The organism is Alteromonas macleodii ATCC 27126 (assembly GCF_000172635.2).
Lineage (GTDB): Bacteria > Pseudomonadota > Gammaproteobacteria > Enterobacterales > Alteromonadaceae > Alteromonas > Alteromonas macleodii.
On sequence record NC_018632.1, the window covers coordinates 4,504,002 to 4,527,022 of the forward strand.

Annotated in this window: 17 protein-coding genes; 9 read left to right on the forward strand and 8 right to left on the reverse strand. The window is 44.8% G+C overall.

The genetic code is table 11. The features are described 5' to 3' along the window. Window positions 1-218: 218 nt before the first annotated feature. Complete coding sequence (locus tag MASE_RS19170; protein WP_014951358.1) at window positions 219-2,744, forward strand: glycoside hydrolase family 3 protein; 2,526 nt, start codon at window positions 219-221, stop codon at window positions 2,742-2,744. A gap of 33 nt (window positions 2,745-2,777) precedes the next feature. Further along, a complete protein-coding gene (locus MASE_RS19175) occupies window positions 2,778-4,184 on the forward strand; it encodes a sugar porter family MFS transporter (protein ID WP_014951359.1) in 1,407 nt (468 codons plus the stop codon). A 28-nt stretch (window positions 4,185-4,212) separates the two neighbouring features. On the opposite strand, the gene MASE_RS19180 is transcribed toward MASE_RS19175, so the two are convergent. Further along, window positions 4,213-6,618, reverse strand: coding sequence for a glycoside hydrolase family 9 protein (locus tag MASE_RS19180; protein WP_014951360.1), 2,406 nt, complete (start codon window positions 6,616-6,618; stop codon window positions 4,213-4,215). Window positions 6,619-6,881: 263 nt separating this feature from the next. Here MASE_RS19180 and MASE_RS19185 point away from each other — a divergent pair, with 263 nt between their 5' ends. Further along, on the forward strand, window positions 6,882-8,705 hold the full coding sequence (locus tag MASE_RS19185; RefSeq protein ID WP_014951361.1) for a right-handed parallel beta-helix repeat-containing protein: 1,824 nt from the start codon (window positions 6,882-6,884) through the stop codon (window positions 8,703-8,705). A gap of 39 nt (window positions 8,706-8,744) precedes the next feature. On the opposite strand, the gene MASE_RS19190 is transcribed toward MASE_RS19185, so the two are convergent. From MASE_RS19190 to MASE_RS20455, 3 genes are all read right to left on the reverse strand, one after another. Then, window positions 8,745-9,575 (reverse strand): glycoside hydrolase family 11 protein, encoded by an 831-nt coding sequence (locus tag MASE_RS19190; protein ID WP_014951362.1) that lies wholly within the window; start codon window positions 9,573-9,575, stop codon window positions 8,745-8,747. Window positions 9,576-9,687: 112 nt separating this feature from the next. Then, on the reverse strand, window positions 9,688-9,894 hold the full coding sequence (locus tag MASE_RS20450; protein WP_269719632.1) for an alpha-L-arabinofuranosidase C-terminal domain-containing protein: 207 nt from the start codon (window positions 9,892-9,894) through the stop codon (window positions 9,688-9,690). Between the two features lie 11 nt (window positions 9,895-9,905). Then, entirely contained in the window at window positions 9,906-11,243 is a 1,338-nt protein-coding gene (locus MASE_RS20455; protein WP_269719633.1) for an alpha-N-arabinofuranosidase, read from the reverse strand. Between the two features lie 590 nt (window positions 11,244-11,833). Between MASE_RS20455 and MASE_RS19200 the strand changes: the two genes are divergently transcribed. Further along, complete coding sequence (locus MASE_RS19200) at window positions 11,834-13,612, forward strand: C1 family peptidase (protein ID WP_014951363.1); 1,779 nt, start codon at window positions 11,834-11,836, stop codon at window positions 13,610-13,612. A 134-nt stretch (window positions 13,613-13,746) separates the two neighbouring features. On the opposite strand, the gene MASE_RS19205 is transcribed toward MASE_RS19200, so the two are convergent. The 3 genes from MASE_RS19205 to bioH form a co-directional block, all read right to left on the reverse strand. Then, entirely contained in the window at window positions 13,747-14,673 is a 927-nt protein-coding gene (locus tag MASE_RS19205; protein WP_014951364.1) for a putative metalloprotease CJM1_0395 family protein, read from the reverse strand. A 14-nt stretch (window positions 14,674-14,687) separates the two neighbouring features. Beyond that, window positions 14,688-15,005, reverse strand: a complete 318-nt coding sequence (locus tag MASE_RS19210; protein ID WP_014951365.1) for a hypothetical protein — start codon at window positions 15,003-15,005, stop codon at window positions 14,688-14,690. A 177-nt stretch (window positions 15,006-15,182) separates the two neighbouring features. Continuing rightward, window positions 15,183-15,992, reverse strand: a complete 810-nt coding sequence (bioH, locus tag MASE_RS19215) for a pimeloyl-ACP methyl ester esterase BioH (protein WP_014951366.1) — start codon at window positions 15,990-15,992, stop codon at window positions 15,183-15,185. Between the two features lie 98 nt (window positions 15,993-16,090). On the opposite strand from bioH, the gene MASE_RS19220 reads away from it, so the two are divergent. Then, window positions 16,091-16,804, forward strand: a complete 714-nt coding sequence (locus tag MASE_RS19220; protein ID WP_014951367.1) for a ComF family protein — start codon at window positions 16,091-16,093, stop codon at window positions 16,802-16,804. Between the two features lie 56 nt (window positions 16,805-16,860). Here MASE_RS19220 and MASE_RS19225 read toward each other — a convergent pair whose 3' ends face one another. Further along, window positions 16,861-19,518 (reverse strand): M14 family zinc carboxypeptidase, encoded by a 2,658-nt coding sequence (locus MASE_RS19225; protein WP_014951368.1) that lies wholly within the window; start codon window positions 19,516-19,518, stop codon window positions 16,861-16,863. 160 nt (window positions 19,519-19,678) lie between these two features. On the opposite strand from MASE_RS19225, the gene nfuA reads away from it, so the two are divergent. The 4 genes from nfuA (at window position 19,679) to MASE_RS19250 (ending at window position 23,016) form a co-directional block, all read left to right on the forward strand. Continuing rightward, a complete protein-coding gene (gene nfuA, locus MASE_RS19230; RefSeq protein ID WP_014951369.1) occupies window positions 19,679-20,257 on the forward strand; it encodes a Fe-S biogenesis protein NfuA in 579 nt (192 codons plus the stop codon). A gap of 473 nt (window positions 20,258-20,730) precedes the next feature. Further along, a complete protein-coding gene (locus MASE_RS19240) occupies window positions 20,731-21,435 on the forward strand; it encodes an aspartate/glutamate racemase family protein (RefSeq protein WP_014951371.1) in 705 nt (234 codons plus the stop codon). Between the two features lie 87 nt (window positions 21,436-21,522). Beyond that, window positions 21,523-21,906 carry a VOC family protein gene (locus MASE_RS19245; protein WP_014951372.1) on the forward strand — a complete coding sequence of 128 codons (384 nt, stop codon included), beginning with the start codon at window positions 21,523-21,525 and terminating at the stop codon, window positions 21,904-21,906. 306 nt (window positions 21,907-22,212) lie between these two features. Then, the gene (locus MASE_RS19250; RefSeq protein WP_014951373.1) at window positions 22,213-23,016 is read left to right on the forward strand and encodes a class I SAM-dependent methyltransferase; all 804 of its coding nucleotides are present in this window, start codon (window positions 22,213-22,215) and stop codon (window positions 23,014-23,016) included. Window positions 23,017-23,021 lie beyond the last annotated feature (5 nt).

Sequence of the window (23,021 nt, forward strand, 5' to 3'; positions counted from 1 at the left end):
TATTTCAACCGCGCCCTGCAAATAAACCTACTTAGCACAAGGGAAGTAGCAAACGTGCGATAGATGCCTTTTCAACAGGACAACAACATGTTAGCGCAGGATGTAAATAATCTGTTTATGAATTGTTGTAAGTCGTTTGTGTTTTTTATGCATCGCGTAGTGGTGATTATTTTTTCTGGCAGTATTACACCATCAACAATTTTTGATGGTTTAAAGAGATGTCAAAGGTTCATTATTTTTCTGCGTTAGCTTTTGTATTTTTGGCTTCTTCTTGCACGGGTATGGAAAAAAAGAACACAACTATTTATCGAGAAGACGTTCCTAAAATAGAACCTAAGGCGTGGCCTTCACAGCAATCTCCAATAACGGTAAACCGTGAACACGAAAAGAAAATCGCTACGTTACTTAATGCAATGACTGTGGAAGAGAAGGTGGGGCAGATTATTCAAGCTGACATCAATTCTGTCACCCCTGAAGAAGCTAGAGAATTTTATCTTGGCGCGGTATTGAATGGTGGAAACTCTGCGCCAGAGAAAAATAATCGTGCAGAAGCGGACATGTGGCTGGCGCTAGCTGATGAATTTTGGCTGGCCTCTACTGATAAATCTAACGGCAGAGTCGGCATTCCTTTGCTGTGGGGAAGTGACGCTGTTCACGGACATAATAATATTGTAGGAGCAACTATTTTCCCTCACAACATTGGACTAGGAGCGGCCAACGACCCTGCACTAATGGCAAAAATAGGAAAGGTAACCGCCACTGAAATGCGAGTAACGGGGTTAGACTGGACATTTGCTCCAACCTTGGCTGTGGCACGAAATAGCAGATGGGGAAGAACCTACGAAAGCTTTTCTGAAGATCCGGCCATTGTTGCGAGCTATGCTGAACCACTCGTTTCCGGTATTCAGGGAAAAGTGAACACGGACCAGTTTTTAAATTCACATCATATTATATCAACCGCTAAACACTTTATTGGTGATGGGGGTACGCGTAATGGTCAAGACCAAGGTGACAACGTAGATGATCAGATAACAATGCGCGATGTCCACGGCGCTGGGTATCCACCCGCAATACAAGCCGGTGTGCAGGTAATAATGGCGTCATTTAATAGCTGGCACGGTATAAAAATGCATGGACACAAGACCATGCTCTCCGATGTATTGGTAGCTCAAATGGGGTTTGATGGCTTTGTAGTGGGCGACTGGAATGGGCACGGACAAGTTGAAGGCTGCACTAATGTGTCTTGTGCTAATGCGTTTAACGCAGGTCTTGATATGTTTATGGCGCCAGATAGCTGGAAGAAGCTCTATCAAAATACACTTGAGCAAGTAAAGTCAGGAGAAATTACGTTAGCTCGTTTAGATCAGGCTGTGGCCCGAATACTAAGAGTAAAACTGCGAGCAGGTCTGTTCGATGCAGGATTACCATCATCACGGCCACTAGCGGGTGACTATAAGCGTTTGGGTTCCGAATCTCATCGAGCCGTGGCGCGAGAGGCGGTCAGAAAATCACTGGTATTATTAAAGAATAACCAGCAATTAATACCGCTTAGCCCGAATCAACGTATTCTTGTGGCGGGTACAGCCGCTGACAATATTGGCCAAGCTAGTGGCGGGTGGACGTTAAGCTGGCAGGGTACAGGTAATGCCAATAGCGACTTTCCCAACGGAGAGTCAATTCTTGCCGGCATTAGATCGGCGGTAGCCGGTAGTGAGGGTACAGTCGATTATCATCCAGAGGGTGAATTTGAAGTACGACCGGATGTAGCGATCATCGTTTTCGGTGAACAACCTTACGCAGAGTTCCAAGGAGATAGACCCCACGTAGATTTCACCGATAACACTGGATTAGAACTTCTTCAAAAATTCAAGGCGTTAAATATCCCCACTGTCTCGATATTTATTTCCGGACGACCTTTATGGGTGAATCCAGAAATAAACGCATCCGATGCGTTTGTTGCAGCTTGGTTGCCTGGAACTGAAGGCGGCGGAATTGCAGACGTAATAATGCGTAATGAGCAAGAAAAAATTAACCATGACTTCATTGGGCGCCTAAGTTTCTCGTGGCCCAAAAAAGCCGACCATGATGTTTTGAGTGGTGAAAATGCCAACTATGACCCCTTATTCGCTTTGGGATATGGACTCTCTGTAACGGACGGTGTCAGCGTTGAACAGCTAGATGAAACCCAAGCAGAGACAATAACCGACTATCACATATCAAACTTTTTGATTGCTGGAGCAGCGGTATCACCATGGCGATTAGTGTTGAGCGATGTCAAAGGTCGCAATCAGTACCTACAGGGAAAAAGCAGCAGTGCGGGTGGCAACATGAATGTTGAATCGGCTGATTATCTCGCCCAAGAAGATTCGGTTATTGTGAACTGGTTAGATAGAGGAAGCTTTTTAATAGAGGGAGAACCGATTGACCTTGAACGTCAGTCGAATGGTGATATGGCTCTACAGATAGACTACCAGGTGTTATCAGCAGACATACAGCGCGCCTCAATAAAGCTGGGGTGCGAAAGTCAATGCAAGTCCAACCTGGACGTGACGACAACAATACAAGCAAAAGCAGGCGGGGGATGGCAGCAAGGCTTTTTGAAACTCAGTTGTTTTGCTGATACAGGCGCTGATATGAAAAACATAAAAGTTCCTTTTGAGTTAGAGGTAATTGGCACTGCGTCCATTCAACTAAACACAATTAAATTAGTGGCAAATCAGGGTCAGGCGAGCTGCCAGTTGTAGTGCTCTTATATTAATCTTTTAGGTGGTAGTTTTGTGAAAGATAGCAAAGAAAAAGAAAATCTTATTTTTATTTTCCTTATTAGTGTAGTGGCTACTATCGGTGGCTTTTTGTTTGGCTTCGATAGCGGGGTAATTAACGGCACTGTCGACGGGCTGAAACTGGCTTTTAGTTCTGACTCTGTTGGCACCGGGTTCAATGTTGCCAGTATGCTGCTTGGGTGTGGAGTTGGTGCCTTCATCGCAGGAAGGCTCTCGGACATAGTAGGGCGTAAAACCGTTCTTTTGTTATCGTCTTCATTGTTTATTGCTAGTGCATGGGGGTCAGGTATAGCAATAAGCTCTACCGAATTTGTGGTTTATCGCGTTATTGGCGGGTTGGCAGTCGGAGCTGCCTCAGTGATTGCACCTGCTTATATTAGTGAAATTGCTCCAGCAAACATACGGGGTAAGCTTATCACTATTCAACAAGTAGCCATCATTTTCGGCTTATTTAGCGCATTCGTCAGTAATTATGTTGTAGCCAATATGGCGGGGGTATCAACAGCTCCTTTTTGGTGGGGATATGAAGCATGGAGGTGGATGTTCTGGATAGAATTGTTTCCAGCCGCACTATTTCTTGCAAGCTTATTTTTCATTCCTGAAAGCCCACGTTTTTTAGTTATGAAGCAAAGCAGTAAACGAGCGCTGGCCATTTTACAGAAGTTGTATGGTCAAGAAGCAGGACAAAGAAAACTTTTGGAGATTGAAGCATCTTTAGTCAAAAAAGACCGAAAACCAAAGTTTTCAGATTTAATCGACAAAACGAGAAACCGTCTGCGTCCCATTGTATGGGTAGGTGTCGGATTGGCTACATTTCAGCAGCTTGTAGGAATAAACGTGGTTTTTTATTACGGAGCGGTGCTATGGCAAGCTGTGGGATTTTCAGAGGCTGATGCACTTTTAATTAACGTTATCTCAGGCGCTGTAAGTATCGCTGGTTGTGTTATCACCATGTTTCTCATTGACCGATTAGGGCGTAAACCTTTTCTGATTATTGGTTCAATAGGAATGTCTATTTCTCTCGCATTCATGGTATTCACCTTCGTCAACTCATCGAGCGACATCAACGGAAATTTGATTCTTGGCGGATTAGGTAGTGTGGCGCTTATTTCCGCCAATGCTTACGTTTTCTTTTTCAATTTATCCTGGGGGCCTGTAATGTGGGTTTTACTAGGTGAGATGTTTCCTAACCAAATCAGAGGCTCTGGTCTCGCTGTAAGTGGCTTAGCACAATGGCTAGCTAACTTTGCAGTCACCATGACTTTCCCACTCATGCTAACTGGGATTGGATTGGCAGGCGCTTACAGTATCTATACTACGTGCGCGCTTCTTTCAGTCTTTTTCGTGTTTAAATTTGTTCGCGAAACTGCAGGGAACGAGCTCGAACAAATGCAGGGCTAATCTGTAAGGGAGAATAGCCCTATTTGGGCTATTCAGCAGAGCTATTTAGTAAGTCGTTAGCGGCATGTACAAGCATGATATAAGACGCTGCGATATTTATTACGTATTCATTTTGGCCCCAGAAAAATGGCCATTCTTCATTATTTTCTGGCAGGTCAGGTTTAATTATTAAAATACCCGGGACAACCCCACCAGAAATAAATGAAAAATCTGCGCGATTCATACCGTAGGCTACGCGTTTTGATACGGTGCCGACATTTGATACGAGGGAGATATCTGAATCTGGATGCGTCCCGTAGAGATAATGCAGCCCATCATAAACAGCGTCTGGTTCGAGTAGCCCAGGAAACGCCTTGACCAAATAGTAATGATGAATAGCATCGCGTATTATCCGTCCATTTCCTGCCCATCCACCTTCTGTAATTGTGACATTAAACGGGTTAGCTTGCGTAATGTGCCTACCTTCATTCACATAGTCCTTAGCTAGCAATTCAATTTTGTGCTTATATTTATCGCCCATTAAAGGAATTAAGCGAACTAGAGTACCAATGTGCTGCGCAAAATGTGCCTCGACTTCGGGCCAAAGGGTATTAATTGCCTGCTTATACTGCTCGTCCCCCGTGCTCATCAATAGTTCTGCTGCCGCCGAAAGCTTTTCTGCGTCAAGTCGTCCTCCTGTTGTATTCCCATGATGAAACAAGAAGGGAGGGTGAGATCGCTCTTCTTGCCAAGCTAACTCGGCTGTATTGAGCGCTTCTGTAGCGAGCTCAGGATTATGATCCCGTAGTGCACGGGCAGCAGCACTTAAAGCGGCGATGGAGCCAAAGTTAACGGCTGAGGAGCGACTGGTAAATACCCATCTATCATCAGGGACCCCGCTGTGTTTTCCATCTGCTTGTAAAGGTGTCATTGTAGGGTTGTATACCAGATTGTCGGTCATGGTGATGCCATCACCCAAGTGCGTATACTGGGATATGTTAGGCACAATGATACCGTTTATTGCTCTGCCAAATGCTCGGTGTTGTGCAATTAGTGCTAAAGTGCCGTGCTCAATTTGCTGGAGTATGTCGGGTTTACCATCTGGCACATGAATATCAACAAACTTTCGATCGTAGTCAACAAGGGTAGTATCGCGTTTTGGCGCAAACTGATCCCATACTTCAACAAGACCTAGAACGGCTCTGTATTGCGACTGAGTACGAATGTCGTAATCTCCCGCATCATACCATCCACCAATATTTAACCCCGGTACATGCTCTAAAGGCGCGAATTGAGTATCGGTTGTCGGCCCCTGGGCATATAAATCAAAATGTTTTTGGTTGATCGGTGCCTGCAAAGCATCATCTAAGTGGGAAGCACCATGCCAAACTCTGTAGGCTTCGTTTACTAAAACATGGTCCATTTGAACCGGAAAAAAAACGTCTAAGGTTGGATGCCAGGCTTTGCTGAAAATATCTTTACTTATTCTGAACGGCGCGGTGATGGTGTCATTGTACTTAAGCTGATAAAGGCCACTTTCACGTACCGCTGAAAAGTCGAATTTTGCATATTGATATCGTTTATATTTCCCCCAATCCATTGGTTTTTTAGACAAGACCGCGTTCTTTTCACCCGACGGCATTATTTTAAGTAAGGAAACTAGGTTTTCGCCTATGACGTGCTTCGGGTCGAGTTCCAGTACCGCTATTTTGTTTTGATTAGGGTGGTAGCCTACCTGAGAGTGCGCAATTATTGGCGACCGTTGCCAATCCTTTATACTGCTAACGTTTAGAGACCATTCCAGCACTTTACCGCTTTTATTTGCCGGGATCATGGAGCGCGCTACAAACCACCCGTTTTGGGCCTTTGTTCTTCCATCATACAGATAGATAGGTTGCTGTTTCGACTCAATACTTATTCTGCGCTCTGCGTCTTCTGGTGCTAGGACTAAATGGTACGCGGTGGCAAGCGGCGTTGGTGCTTGTAAATCATTTTGTTCTTTTGGCCCAGAAGGGTAAAGAGGAAACGTACCGGTTGCGTCATCGGCGATAAAAGACTTATTAAAATATGCTGAAGGCATAAATTCGAGGTTAAACCCCGCCTTGTTCACTAGCTCTTCGGGTAAAGGGGCATCGGTGTGTACGCTAATGTTGAGATGCTCTTTCGTCGAAGTAACTTTGACGCTGAAATTAAATTTGTGTTCTGGATAATGTAGTGAAGCTCTAATGGCACCTTTTTCGGCATCAACATCGCGTTTGATGAAAGTCGGAATACTATCCCACTGTTCGGGAGTATCATTTAGCCTAACGTCACCATTAGTGGCGATACGCTTGCCGTGCTGAATAATTTCAATGCCACTAATCTTTGAATCGCTGAACAGCCCATCGTACCAGTTGCTATATACCAATACATTGGCTCCTGGAGCCTCAAAATACTCTGAATCATTAACTTTCATAGGGGGGGAAGTTTGCCCCTTAACTGTTAAAGCACTGATTAAAAAAACACTGCCGCACAAGAGTTTTAACCTCATGTTTGTTCCTTTCTTGCTACTTGTGAATTGATTTTTCATTATGCTAGTAGAAAGCGGAGCAACACATATTACTGAATTTGTTAACCTCATTTCGATTATTTGTTAATAGGATGAATATAGATTCATCACCGCTCACTAACCTCTATACTGACTTTCTTTAACTTGTGAATATTAAAGGAACAGTAATCATGAACATTTGGCTCCGTTTCGGACTCATCGTGATGACTTTTGGACTCAGTTCAGTCACACCTGTAAAGGCGCAATTTTCTGGTGGACCTTATGGGCCAATCTCAAAAAGCTATGCGCAGCCAAACGCTAAGACAATATATTATGTATCTCCAGAGGGACAACCTCGGGCAGATGGACTCACACTTGATAATCCCACTTCGCTTAGCTCTGCTATAAGTAAAGTAACATCGGGAGATGCAATAGTTTTAAGAGGTGGTACTTATCGCACTGGCAATTTAATACTTAATCAAGGGATAACTTTACAACCCTATAAAGACGAAAAACCCATTTTGAAAGGAACTCAAGTAGCCTCGACCTGGGAACAAAAACAAGACAATGTGTGGGTTACAAATTGGAAAACCTTGTTTCCTTCTAAACCTATGTTTTGGTGGCGTCAGGAGCGCCACATTGATAAAACGCCGCTACATCGATTTAATAATGACATGGTTTTTATTGATGGTGAGTTTTTACAGTCGGCTGGCAGTATCGAAGAGTTAACGCCTAATACATTTTTTGTTGATTATGAGAAGCAGCAGGTTTACATCGGTACTGATCCAAATAGTAAATTAATCGAAATCACCGCTTACGACACAGCGCTGTTGCGTACATCGAACGACGTCCACAATAAACGAAGTGACAAGATTGGCCCTAAAATCTATGGGGTTACGTTTACTCAATACGCTTGGCGGGCTATCGGTATAGAAGGTAAACGAACCTTTTTACCAGAAGACGAGCCAGTAGATGAACCTGTTGGCGTTGCCGATCCTTTAACCTATGGTAAAGAGGTCATAAACACGCTACTTGAAAATGTCACCATCACATATTGCTCGCGTGTCGCAGGCTATTTTCGCGGTGACGGTTTAATAATAAGACACTCCCTGATTTCTGATACCAGTACTGAAGGTATCTATATTATTGGTTCTTCAGACGTGTTACTCGAAAAAAACATCATTCAGCGTAACGATATTGAGAACATCACTGGTTATTATGTTTCCGCAGTGAAAATCATTAATCAAACGTACAGAGTAACAGTACGGGATAACTTGATTATTAATCATCCAACATCAAAGGGTGTATGGTACGACGTGGGAAACCGTGAAGGCCTGTTTATCGATAACTATGTCGAAAACACGCAGGCTGGGTTATCTTTTGAGATATCGGATGGCATTACGGCTGTGGGTAACGTATTTGTAAATAACGACTTAAGTGTGTGGGTGCTCAACTCAGCGAACGCCAATATTGCGCATAATACGTTTGTTAACAGTACGCTGCGATTTACAAGAACTGCTCGAAGTGCCACAGATGACCACTTTGGTTGGCACCCCGAGACAGGGCCTGATGTATTTGAGCGAGATGGTCATACAGTAAAAAGTAATTTGTTGACGGCAGATGAGCAACATCACGGTCCTTTACTAAGTGTGGATCAAGAGGACGCTTTATGCGCCCAATACAAGAAAGCTCAACTTGCTGAACTGGACGGAAACGCTTATGTAAAACCTGAAAATCAACAGCCGCTGATAACATTATCTACAAGTAGTTCAGAGCCCTGCAATCGTGAAATAAATACACTCGATAAATTGCAAGACAGCACAGCTCAATATGAAACCAATGGTCAACTGATTAACGGACATCCCAGAACAGTCTTTGTCTCCCCTGACTTAAAGCGGTTTGAACTACAGCGCCATATTTCCAAAAAAGTGAATTTAGTCTTGCCAGAGAAGGTAACGAACGCTTTTGAAAATATTGGTGCGTTACCGTCGGCATCGGATAATCAAAGTCGATAATTAACACAAGATTACAACTGCGCCGGTTAGGTAACTGAGTTAAAATTGAGCACTAGCATCCCACACTTTACCAGTCGCCTTACCGTCCTTTGCAGGATTAAATACTTCTACTGCCATAACTTGATATGTAGGGTCGTCGCTTGCGTCAAAATTATTCATATCAGGAAGAATCCAGCCTGTGTCAGCCCAAGCTGCCACGTGATCGGCAAAGATAATTTTATGATCTTCGCCTAGAGGCATGGGTTTAGACGGTTTACTCCAATACTGATAAAACGTGGCCGTATTATTTATAGAGGGCTTTCGCTCTCGTATAGTTCGATAAGTTGAGTATTCAACGCCGTTACTCACAAAGGTCTTACCGAAAATGCCGTTTTGGCTAGGATCATAGGTCCAGCGCTGAAGAACATAATATTCAACTAAGTGAGCAGGATTGTCTTTAGACATGTTGCTGTCGTATCCCCATCCATAGAGTGCAATATAACTAGCGCCACTCTCCTGTTCAAAGCGATAGCCAATTTCGCGGCTTACATCTCCGTAATGCCACCCGGGGCCCCCAACATAATTATATCCGCCGCCCTCCCAACTCACTTCAAATTCTCCGCTTTGACTTAGTTTGAGAGAGGCTTCGCCACCGTCTTTCCAGTGGGTAAAAAAGAGATCCCCAACATGTCCTGTTGCGTGGTTTTTAGACATGTGTATGTCATCGTCGAATTGCTTAGTATAGGCTTTAAATTTAGTAATACCTTGCGGCTTGAAAGCTTCAGAGTCATTATCAAGACTTATTCCGTCACCTTGATGAGGTGAGCAGCCAATAAGAAGAGCAATACTCGCTACAGTCATCGCAATTTGTCTAATAAGTAATATCTGCATAATTCTTTCTATTCTTATAAAAACATTAATGTTAAATAAAAGCGCAAACTGAACGCTTAAATTATATTACGCCCCACTGCTTTTGCGGGTCTGTTCACACCATACTTTTTGATTAAAGCTGGCCTAAATTAAGCACCATCAGCGACTTTGCTGGGACGACTATGACGGCCTTACCATCTTTAACGCCAGTAGAGTACTCATAAGGTTGAATATTGTTCGGGTCATCAAAGGTATTGTGCTCGTCCATTTTATCGCTGGTTAATACTTCCCCTTTGACCTTTTTTATCTGATTAAGCTCTACTTCAATTGCATTATTCAACTGCGTATTCACTATAGAAATATAGGTGTTACCGTCTGTGCCTTGGCTGCTGAAGCACTGATACTTGGAATGCTTATCTCTGCGTGTTTATTTAATAGTGGCTTACTTAGGCTAACTGGAAGGTAGGTCGCGTTTTGAAACGGTATGTGCATCGTAAATACGTGATATGTGGGCGTTAAAAGCATTCTTTCGTTATCAGTGAGTATCATGGCTTGCAATACGTTAACCATCTGAGCAATTACCGTCATTTGTACGCGTTCGGCGTGACGATTGAAAACGTGAATATTCAGTGCAGCTATAATCGCATCTCTCAACGTATTTTGCTGATACAAAAAACCAGGGTTAGTCCCCTCATCAACGTCGTACCAGGATCCCCATTCGTCGACATAAAAACCGATTTTGTTTTCAGGATCCATTTCTTTAAGAACGGCGAGGTTCTTCTCAATAAATGCTTCAATTTGCAAAGTGCGATGTATCGCTGAATACCATTGATCTTCGGGGAAACCTGTGGCGCTTCCTTTATTACTCCAATCTCCGGTCGGAAGTGTGTAGTAATGATGGCTTATCGCGTCCATTTTTAAACTCCATGAAGAGTTAATTTTCTCGGTGAGTACTTTTGTCCACTCTGTTTGATCGTCAGTACCACCGCTGGCAATAAACTTAGGTTGGTTTCCTTCTGGGGCTTTGAGGAATGCAGAATATTGCTTGTAAAGATCAGCGTAATATTCTGGTGTCATGTTACCACCACATCCCCAGCTTTCATTGCCAATGGCGAAGTAGTCCACTTTAAACGGCTTATCTCGGCCGTTTCTTTTACGTTCACGAACAACCGTCGTATCTGCATCAGAGGTCATATAGTGCAGCCACTCTACCATTTCCCGGGGATTGCCTGTTCCCAGATTGCCGTTGACGTAAGTTTGTGCGCCTAATAACTCTGCAAATTGGAAAAATTCATGGGTGCCAAACGCATTATCTTCAATAACCCCTCCCCAATTACTATTGATTGTTCTTGGGCGTTTATCTCGCGGACCTATACCATCTCGCCAATGATACTCATCTGCAAAGCAGCCCCCTGGCCAGCGCAATAAAGGTACCTTTAAATCGCGTAATGCTTGTAGTACATCTAACCGGAAGCCATCTTCATTAGGTATGCCTGAGTCTTCACCTACCCAAATGCCTTCATAAATGCCTCTGCCTAAATGCTCCATAAACTGGCCATAAATATTTTTATTCAATATCGGACCAGAGCTTTCGACATCAATATTTAACTTTACGTCAGCGGCAATGGCCACCGTCGGTGTCGCTAGTATAGAAAAACAATAAAATAGCAATGGCTTTATTTTAAACATTTAAGTCTCGCCTCAGTACCAAAAACAACATTGATAATACAAGTAACTTTTCTAAAAATTTATAACGACATTTACGATCCAATTTATGTTGTTTCGTAATGGCGACGTCGTATTGAAAGCTTTGTCTCTTCCCCTTCTTCGTTGATGTTGCGCTAGCAGCGATGAAAAACGGTAAGTGTTGGCTTAGCAAGCCAATAGTTAACTAAATAAGGCAGCTCTTTTATCTCACTTCCCTTTGCCTTGCCGCTTTTGCTACATTAGTTTGTGTTACATTAGATGGGACGCATGGAAATTCATGCTCCCTGATACTCTTGAATAAAGAGTGTCAAACTACAAAATACCGAAACAATGAAAAGGTGTGGGTCACACCGAAACCGAAGTTCGTATATTGGTAGCGTTTAGCAAGGCCGTTGACATGCTTTTAGAGCCTTAACGTTTAACGAAGGTAATGTTGCTCATTTGACCACAGCCTTTTTCTAGGCAGCACTTTCGGACAACCATAATGAGCTAAGGGCCCTAACCTTTGGTGTACGAGCATAATCATCCAACTGTACAGCAAAGATTATCTGCCCTCATCAAAGGATGATTTTATGAACTCGCCTGTCTCAAAAAACATGCTGAATGTCAGCGCCGATTACCCCGACCTTCGGGATCGTTATTACCAGCCAAATCTTACTCCACTTAAGCCTTTTATCGACCCGCCAGGCAATTTGGTTATTTTAGACCAAGGTAAAGATGGAGCGTGCACCGGCTTTGCATTGGCCGCTACCATTAATTTCATTTACCGTCAGCAAGGCCGAAAACATACTGTTAGCCCGTGGATGCTTTATGCCATGGCCAAACGTCATGATGAGTGGTTAGGTGAAGCGTATGAAGGCTCTAGCTGCCGCGGTGCAATTAAGGGGTGGTACAACAGTGGCGTATGTAACGAGTCACTAACTGAAGATATTAAGCACAGCAACGAATTTGAAATGACCCTAGCTATTGCTAACAATGCAAGCAATCACAGGCTAGGTGCGTACTACCGTATTGAACGAGAAATTAGCGATTTTCATGCGGCGCTTAACGAAGTGGGCGTAATCTTTGTTTCCGCCAGAATTCATGAAGGCTGGAAAGATAGCGAAGGTGATGTAATAAGCCTAAGGCCTGAACCCATGGGTGGCCACGCGTTTGCCATTGTTGGCTATAACGATGAAGGGTTCTGGATCCAAAACTCCTGGGGGATGGATTGGAAGAAGTCAGGGCTGGCACTTTGGCGTTACGACGACTGGGCGTTAAACGTTATGGATGCGTGGGTTGTTCAACTCGCACTTCCTATCTCTGGCACAGGAACTTACCATCAGGCTACGCGCTCTATTGCACAGGGTTTGTTTTCTCGCTCCACACCACGGGTGAGCATTCAAGATCACTTCGTTCATTTCGACGACGGGCACTTTGATACCAGAAGTAAATATTGGAGCAATAAAAACCACGTCGATGCCATTATTGAAAAACTTTCTGACAGTAACCATCGCCATGTAATGCTATATGCACACGGCGGCTTAAATAGCATAAAAGCTTCGGCTAAACGCATTGCTGCCATGAAAGACACCTTTCTTAAAAACGATATTTACCCCATTCACTTCATGTACGACACGGGTATGCTAGAAGAACTCAAAGATATTCTGGGCTTTAAGAATAAAGAGATTAGCAACAAAGTTGGAGCCTTCACTGACTACACCGACCGCATACTAGAATGGGCAACACGTAAAGTAGGCGGCGCACTGTGGCGAGAAATGAAATCAGACGCTAGCACGCCTTTTACCCGTACCACATCAGATGGTACGTATTTCCTAACGCAATTGGCCGCCTACTTGAAAGACAATTCAGATATTAAGCTGCATGTCGTCGGTCATTCGGCAGGCTCTATTTTTCATGCTCACAGCCTATCTAGGCTGTGTAAAGTTGATGAAAACATAACGATTAAGAGTCTGCATTTACTAGCTCCAGCCATTAGCTACCCCTTGTTCAACGAAAAGCTCTCTGCGCTTATAGAAGGTAAACACATTGAATCGACCACGGTTTACAACTTATCTGAAGCGTTGGAAAAAGATGATCACGTGGCGCGTATTTACCAGAAGTCGTTGCTCTATTTAGTATCAAATGCGTTTGAATCCAAACCAGAGATGCCCTTGTTAGGTATGGCTGTGTTTAATCAGCCGCTGCCTAACGTGACGTTTAAGTACAGTGAGGGGAAAGTAGGTGATGCCACCGCCGCCACGTCCCATGGTGGCTTCGATAGCGACGTAGATACCATGAACTCGGTACTTTCAGACATCACTGGCGGCTCACCTAAATATCCGTTTACAAAGGCAATACTGGATTATTAGGGCCTGCTGGTTTGAAGGCAATGCAAGGGAAGTGAAAGTGCTTTTTTCGCGATTTAGCCCTTAGCTATGACGGGCTAATATGACGGGCTAAATCGTTCGTGCAATATTAAGCAGCTAGCGTTAATTGCACGTTATCATGCTTGAAGCGATAAACCTTCTCTAGAGGGGGTGTAAGCTTGCAAATAAGCATTTTGAATTCGGCCTATTCGTGTTTGCATCACATTAGACTCATTTGCCTGAAAGCCTTGTGTGTCTGCTGAATAAGATTGATTATCTAACACCATATCCGCAATAGAATCGGTTGCGGTGCCTATATTTGTATCGGGCTGCACGGCTGCCCCAGTGTCTGCAACAATGCCATTGCTTTGTACTGAGGTAGAACCTACTGAAGCCGTTTCTGTTTGGCCTTTGGCAATCTCGCTACGGGCCTCTGTGGCTTTTTGAGAAGCCTCTGCAGCCACTTTTAAATCTTGTGATGAAGGTTCAGCTGGTGCAAGGGCGGCTGCGCGCACTTGCTCCATTTTTTTCAGCGTCTCCTCTGGCGTTTTTTCTTCTGAAACATCAATCGACACTTCGCCATCGGTCACATAGCGTTTATTGTCAGGGCCTGTAGTGTATTCATACTGCGGAGCACCGGCGTACTGACCGCCTGTTGAAGCATGCGCTTGCTCGTGAACCCTTACTTCCTGATCCCGGGCTTTTAACTGCTCAATTTCAGCAGCGTCTTGTTTCTCTTGCTGTTCTTGTTGCCTGTCTTGCGCGCCCTGCTTGCCTGCACTCTCATCTTGCGCATTATCTTTCTGTTGCCCAAATACGTTTTGAAAGGCAGCTTGAAGTTCTGTTTGTACCTGAGGGCGTTCGTAAGTAACCGGCGCTGGCGGCTGGCCGGGGCTCTTCGCTTTATCGGCTTCTGACCCCAAGCCTTTTTGAGAAGCCCCTTGCTGGGAATCTGACGCTTGGGGAATAGTTTCACGCTGCACGTTATCTCTACGTGCAGACTCTGTATTTATGTTCGCCGTGGGATAAGCAATGGCGTTAAGGATTGGTGTAACGATATTCACCGTAACTGTTCCACCTACGCAAGCACGTCTATGATGGTACCAAGCATCTCATCGGCAACACCTAATACTTTGGCAGAGGCCTGGGCATTACGTTCGTTTACATTGAGCGCGATTAAGTCGTCAGTGAGACGCGTGGAGGTAGACGTTGAATTCGATGACGTGTTTATTGTGTCGGTATTGGTCGCAATAGGTTGAGCGGGTGCTACCGCATCCTCAGCAGTTCGCTGAGCAATATTTGATGCTGCCTGCGAAATTCCGTCGCTGGCATTTTGTAAACCATATTGAGCCGCTGCAAATGCAGAGCCTGCACCTAAACCATCAATACTTGTCATACACTCCCCCTAACCTCTCATGTGCAATTATTAACCAATTTCACACAAATGGAAAGACATGTATTACACCCTGTCATTAACTTATTGTAAGCAGGCGATTTTTATTAAGCTGTCAAAGATAAGAAAAGCTTCAAACTATCGGCAAGCCGCGGTTTGAAGCTTTATGTCATCGCTTTATTAAGACGCCTTTTGCTGGTAAACGCCAGCGGCAAAGCGAAATAAAATGTCAGCAGTTTGCTGAGGATGTGAAATAAACGGCGCATGCGACGCATGAGGCAGAACAACGGTATCAGCCTGCGGATGTAGCTCACATATACGATCTATTCCGCTGGTCGGCACTAGACTATCTAACCTGCCATACAATCGTAACGTGGGTGTAGTTATTCGCCCCACGTCTTGACGCATATCTTCAGTAGACAATATGCGTAAACCTTTCTTAAGCGCTTCCTCGGCGGGATCTGGGAATTGGGTTACCTGTTCTCTGATCGCCTTAATATCCTGCTTTGCCGTTTCGCTGCCCATCGCTTGAATTGCCAAAAAACGTTCCAGTGTTTTCTGATAGTTCTTTTCAAGCTGAGTCTCGAACATTGAAAGTAAATCGGCAGCAATACCCGGCCAACAAGGCCCTGCTATAAATCGAGGTGTTGAAGCAATCGTTACCAGTCCGGTAATTTTTTCTGGTGCTAACAGCGCTAACTTTTGCGCAACTAGGCCACCTAATGACCACCCAACCAACACACACTGGTTTGGAAGCTGGTTCACAATGGATTGAGCCAATGTTTCCACGTTATACGGTGACGGGACGAACTCTGCATTTTCCCCAAACCCAGGAAGATCTATGGTGGTGACGCGAAAATTATCGCTTAAATAAGGAATAAAGGATGTGAACGCTCCGCTGTTCATACCCCAACCATGAAGAAATACCACATCTACGCCTGTACCCTGAGTACGGGTGACAAGCTCGCCGTTTGTATGCAAACTTTCCATTTACACCTCCTTAGGCAGTCACGTGTTTTTGAGGCAACACGAAATAATGAAAACAGGTCGACGTTCGACAATTCAAGGAAGTTGATGGAATCAACACTATGAACCTTTCATGCTTGCTATGTTATCAGGCAAGTCCTACGCCAGTATGTCACTGGTGTGAAGATGACATATTTTTTTTCGATGCCACGTTGCACGGAAGTAACTTACTTCAATATGGCCCTGTGGCAGGCCACGTCAAGCATAGCCACTATGACGCGTTACGCGTTTTGGGACTTCATACGTGGCCAATGTCATCGCTGGTTCACCAGTTAAAGTTTACGCATTCCCTTACGGCAGGAAAAGTATTAAGTAACTGGTTTGTCCATAAAATGCGACAGTGCACTTTATCAGTGCCCAATGTGCTGCTTCCGGTGCCAATTAGTGCATGGCGACTTGCTACACGGCACTACAATCAGGCTACGCTTCTGTGTGAAAGCATAAGCAGTGAGCTGAATGTTCCAGTTAACCAGTCGTGGGCCAAACGACGGGGCTTTAGCGTGCAGCATCACTTATCCAAAATGGCGAGAGCCGAAAACGCTAGCCGTGTATTTAGCCTATCGACGCAGTGTATCGATGATGAGATAGCAATAGCGCAAGGCATTAAAGATGGCAGCAACTTCAGCGTTGCAATCGTCGATGACGTACTCACCACCGGCGTGACCGTGAATACATTGAGTAAAAGGCTCAAAAAACGCTACCCAAATTTACACATTCAGGTGTGGGTCGCGGCATTTACGCCACCACCTAAAAGCAGTCTGTATCAGAAAGCCTAGTGATCAGAAGCGGTGATACTGAAAAGCGCGGCATTCGCCGCGCCTTTCAAACTGATTTAGCGAATAAAATGCGATTGGTAGATTGCATTGGCCAGCATCTTGTTCGTGCCATACCAGTACCCTCTAAACTGTGTATTGTCGGTAAAGCCAATGACAACGCCGCGACCCATTTTTTGAGTCGTCACAGCAGTTGATTCAGCCATTAGCGCAACCATTCTTTTGTCACTAAACCCAGCCATGAGAGGCTCATCAGTGTAGCGCGCAGGCGTTATAAAGGGTGAACTACTAGCCTCCACTATCATATTATTGGTTTTAAACATGGGTAGCGTGTCGTCATCATAGCCGTAGAACAATGGATGAGTATTATCGATATTCGCTTCAAACACAGCGCCAGCCACCAACTTTCTGGCGTATAACGAAGCGCCATCTTTATAGCTGAGTTCGCTTTCATCGAACGCGTTATCAATACTCTCTCGACTAACAATTTCTACGTCTAACCATTTATGTTGAGCGAAATAACGCAACGCGGATTTCTGCCCCACGATTACGCCACCGGCTTTCACCCACTGCTCAATTTGAGTTCTTTCACTTTCACTAAAGCGATATCCACCGCTAGGGAATAGAAGGTGCGTATAAGTAACGCTAGGATCATTAAGCGCGCTTGTCAGATATTGTTGCTCAACAATACTGGCAGCCAGCCCCACTTTTGTGTCGAAATAGTGCCATATTTCACCCGCTTCGTATTCACTGGTGCCTTCGCCGCCCACTATTAACACCTGTGGCAAGGTAACAGGTGCCATGCTCCGGCTACCCAAATCGTGCCCTGTGGGTGTTAACCCACTGCGCAAACTAAACACAGGCACCTGAAGTTGCTGTTGCGCATCGCGCAAAATGGCCGCCAAGTTTTCTGGCTGGCCCAGCCCTTTCGGTACAACTATGCTGCCAGGCTGAAGCTCAATGCTGTTGCCATCGTAATTAATAGCAGAAAACGCTTCTTCACTACTACGCACCTTAACGCCAGCTTCCAATAACGTTTGCAGCATGGCTGGCGCATAGTACTGCTGCCATGAAAACGCATACGCGTATGCGTCTGGGTGAATATCATTAAGTGCAGGTTGTGCAAGTGCGTTGCTGTCGCTAAGTTTTAGGCTTCGCGCATCGCCCCTATCTAGAGGCGCGTAATCCAAATTGAAAGCCAAAGCCAAATTCCACGTTGATACATCGTAAAACGTGTTGTTCTCAAACGAGGTTTGGGTAGAGAAAATTGACTTTACTAAACGGTATTGAGGCTGGTTTGAAGGAATATAAATCGCGCGACCTGCACCATAGCGAACTTTGCTTACCTCAACATCTTTCGTTAACACCTCGTAATTAATATGATGCTGTTCAAGCAATGCAACAAATGCGTTAAAGCGAGCTGTGTCATTCGATGCACTAACAACAAAACCTACCTGCTCATCCTTTTCAGCCAGTGACTGTGTGCTCTTAACAAAACCCGATTGATAATCGAGAATAGCAGCCTTATTTGCCAATGCGCCTCTAAAAGTGCTTAAAGACGTAGTAATTTGATTTGCTATGGTGTCTTTGAAGGCAAGCTTGCCATTAATAGAGTCCTGAATGTGGCCCCGTGAGCTTGCTTGCTCAAAAAGAATACCCACACTGCCGTGTAAATCTGGATAGGTCGAGCCTTTGCCTGCGTAGAAATCGTCAAACGCTTCTTGGGTAAAATAGAGCTCCCCTTGCTCATCAAACGCGGCAGCATGATACTGGGCAAGCGCTTCAGTTAGCGTTACGTTCTCATCAGGCGTCAGTGGATTTTTACGCGAGCGCACACCAGGCTGGAAAAAATAGGTGCTGTCTGTCCCCATCTCATGAAAATCGGTGAGGATATGTGGGCGCCATTTATGAAACTGTTTAATTCGCGCCTGCGACTCTGGGTGCGCCAGCAATAGCCAGTCGCGGTTTAAATCAAACCAGTAATGATTTGTTCTACCTGACGGCCACCCCTCATCGTGTTCACGATGTCGACTGTCAGAAACCAGCTGCTTGCCCTTGTGCATATTTGCCCACTGAGCAAATCGAGAAAGCCCGTCGGGGTTGAAAGACGGATCAAACAGCACAATATTGTTATTCAACAAGGCATCAATTTCTTTACCTTCAGCCGCGGCCAAATAATAAGCCAACGCAAGTGAAGCATTGGTTCCGGAAGGCTCGTTACCGTGAATACTGTAGCCCATGTAGAAAATAAGGGGAGCATCGCTACCTACTTTCTTGCCGCTTTCCATTGCATCAATGTGTTGCTGCCTCATCGCCTCAATATTGTTTCTATTTGAGGGCGCTGTGATTGTCAGTAACAGAAGTGGGCGGTTTTCGTGAGTACGGCCGGTTTCTTCAATGGTGATACGGTCAGACTTCTCGGCAAGTAGCTTCATATAATTGACGACTTGGTCGTGACGCACATGCCACTCGCCAATGTTGGCGCCTAGTATCGATTCAGGCGTGGGAATAGCTGGGTTGTAGGATACCGTGTCAGGTAAGTATGCTGTCACCGGCTGCCCGCCTACATCAGGTGCAATAGTAACAGTTGAAGCAGAGGCGGGATGTGCTAATGATTTCTGACTGGCTGTTGCCCCAAAGGCGATGGTACCAAAGGCTAATAATGAAACGAGTGAGAATGGATTCTTTTTGGCGGTGTAATGCAATTTCGCGAACATAGCGCTTCCCGTCTTGTTGTTATGGTTGAGAATAGTGTCGACGTGCACGCCTCTCAACAAATTCGATTCACTGGAATAATTTATTTAATTAATACCTGACTGTTTTACTCAGGTAAATTTGATACAATAATCCAAATTTCAAAATATGTAGGACTTGCTGATGATAACTATATCAGAAGAAGCCCAGGCTCACTTCGTAAAACTGTTGAGTAAACAAGAGTCTGGCACGAATATTCGTGTATTCGTCGTAAATCCAGGCACTTCGTCGGCTGAGTGTGGCGTGTCCTATTGCCCACCAGACGCGGTTGAAGAAACGGATACCCGTTTGCCATTTAATGGTTTCGATGCGGTCGTAGATGAAGAAAGCGCGCCTTATTTAGAGGAAGCGGAAATTGACTACGTTACCGATCAGATGGGCTCACAGTTAACCTTAAAAGCACCTAATGCAAAAGCGCGTAAAGTGTCTGACGACGCACCATTAATTGAGCGAATCAACTATATGATTGAGTCGGAAATCAATCCTCAGTTAGCGAGCCATGGTGGCAATGTTGTATTGACAGAACTGACTGACGACGGCTACGCCATACTTCAGTTCGGCGGCGGCTGCAATGGTTGCTCAATGGTAGACGTAACGCTTAAAGAAGGTATTGAGAAGCAAATGGTCGAGCAATTCGCTGGCGAGCTTAAGGGCGTGCGCGATGCGACTGAGCACCAAGCGGGTGAGCACTCTTACTACTAAGCGTAATATTGCACTTGCTTAAGTGTATATCTCGATAACTATCTCATGCTAAAGCAAGACATTCACAAAAGCTGGCAACGATTCAAAATAGGTCTATCTATTTTCGTTGTCGGCGTCTTGCTGTTGTTTACCTTAAGTGAACTTCATATCACGCTGCATTACCTGAGCCTTCTTATATTATTTGTCGGTTTCGCTATCGCCATGTTGGGTTACTGGGGAATTTTTATTCAGCGTTTTTCGTTTATAAAAAACAAAAAGCCACCGCCTAAATTCTGATTTCTTCCGGCTCTACGCCATACCTTCTTGCCCTATTCTTTATGTAAGCCAGTCTGATTGCACTCAGTTTTACCCATACGCCATACTCTAAATTGCGCAGCTGTCTCCCGTTCATTTATGTTCGCCTAGCGCTCGTCTCGGGTTATAGGTAGATTAGGGGTTGCGCAAAGTGCCTAACAATATGAAAAGGAGCTGTGGTGAATACAACAAAGAAGCTGGGCCTGCTTGGCGGAATGAGTTGGGAATCAACGGTCAGTTACTATCAAGCCATAAACCGTGGTGTAAACGCTCGACTTGGCGGACTTCACAGCGCACCGCTGATAATAAGCAGCGTTGATTTTGCCCACATAGAGCAGCTTCAGCATAAAGGAGAATGGGATAAAACCGCCGATATACTGATCCGCGAGGCGAAGCACTTAGAAACTGCGGGTGCAAAAGCCATATTAATTTGTACCAATACCATGCATAAAGTAGCAGCTGACATAGAGCAAAAGATCACCATCCCACTTATTCACATTGCCGACGCTACGGGGTGCGTGTTGCAACAAGATAGGGTTAAGAAAGTTGGGCTACTGGGCACCCGCTTCACCATGGAACAAACCTTTTATACATCCCGCCTTAAAGAGATTTTTGGCATTGAGGTTGTTACTCCAAATGCCCAACAACGAGACACGGTTCATAACATTATTTATGAACAATTATGCAAGGGCGTGATTTGTGTTGAATCCCGTAACGCGTATATTGACATTATAAATGAACTGGCGGCCGAGGGTGCTGAAGGCATCATTTTAGGCTGCACAGAAATTGCCTTATTAGTTCAACAACATCACACCAAAGTTAAGTTATACGATACTACCGCTATCCATGCTTCAGCTGCGGTAGATTTTGCATTAGCTCCCTAAAGCGTTAGCAAAGGGTAAGTAGCGAAACACACATAACCTAACTTTGATAAAAGGGAATTGGCCCTACTATTTTTAGAGGACACAGCTATGTTTAGCCACGTAATGATTGGTGCGAACGACCTTGAAGCATCAAAAAAATTCTACGATGCTATTTTAGGAGTATTAGGATACGAACCAGGCGTTTTTGATGAATACGGACGGGTTTTTTACTATACGCCGAAAGGTATTTTAGCGCTAACAAAACCGATTAACGGAGAGGCTGCCACACACGGTAATGGCACCACGCTCGGCCTTGCCGCTCGAACACCAGACATCGTTGATGAATGGCATAAAGTAGGAAGCGAGAATGGAGGCGTGCCATGCGAGGACCCACCGGGTATTCGAGGCAATGGGGAACGCCAACTGTATCTTGCTTATCTGCGAGACCCAGCGGGCAACAAACTCTGTGCCACGCACATCGTAAGAAAATAGCTGTAGTGCTGCCTGCTTAAATGATCACGCTCTTTTTGCAGGCTATTCACTTTTAGCTGTCTATTTGGCCCAAAGCCCTTTGAGTAATAGCACTTTGAGTAATAGCGTTTTGGGTAATGCCTAGTTATGTCTACATATAAGCCCTAACCAAACGAAACTGCATAGGTGTTACTGTCTGGCCGCTCAATATCCTAAACGGGCTTCGCCTTTTCTCTTCTTTGCACTTTGCACTTTGCACTTTGCACTATACATTGTTGCTAGATGAATTAACCTTGAACCAGTAAAAGCGCAGCTAACAGAGGGAATATGACACCTGAAGAAACTGGCAAGGCCTACGACACCATTACACACCTTTGGACTCGCCCTGAATTTAATCAGAAAAATGGGCTAACCGCCTACCAAAAAGCATTGTCATTTTTAGCGGACACCCCATCACAAGAGCCTGATACGGTGCCTAGCGAAGCGCTTGATAAGGGAGAAGCGCATGATAAGAGTGAAGCGCTTGATAAGGGAAAAGCGAGCAATAAAGACAAACCAAAGAAACGAGGCTACGCACTAGACATAGGTTGCGGATGCACCAATCGTTTTGTCCCGGTTATCGAACGCGCAGGGCTAACTTACGAAGGCATTGATGTTTCCAAAGATATGCTGGCTATTGCGACGTCCCAATTACCCGCTCATACCTTCTATTGCGCCGACGTGTGTACATTCACTATCCCCAAGCACTATTCGTTTATTAGCGCTTGGGATAGCTTTTGGCATATTCCCCTAACGCAGCAAGAGCCTTTGCTTAAGAAGCTAGTGGATCACTTAGACGATGACGGAGTGTTGCTTTTTAGCTGTGGGGGTACAGATGAAAGCGGCCAACATACAAACGAAGTGATGGGTCCAGAAGTCTACTACGCCTCGCTGGGGCTACATAGATACATAGAAATATTGATAGAAGCAGGCGGGTTTGTTCGTCATGTTGAATTCGACCAGCCCCCTGAACTACACACTATTATCATTGTGCAAAAAAAGAACCGCGAAAAAAACACAGTAGCAAGAATAATACTGAATGATGCCCTAGAAAAACTGAGAGAGGCAGCGTGCTCAGCGCGCCTTCCCTAAGTAAG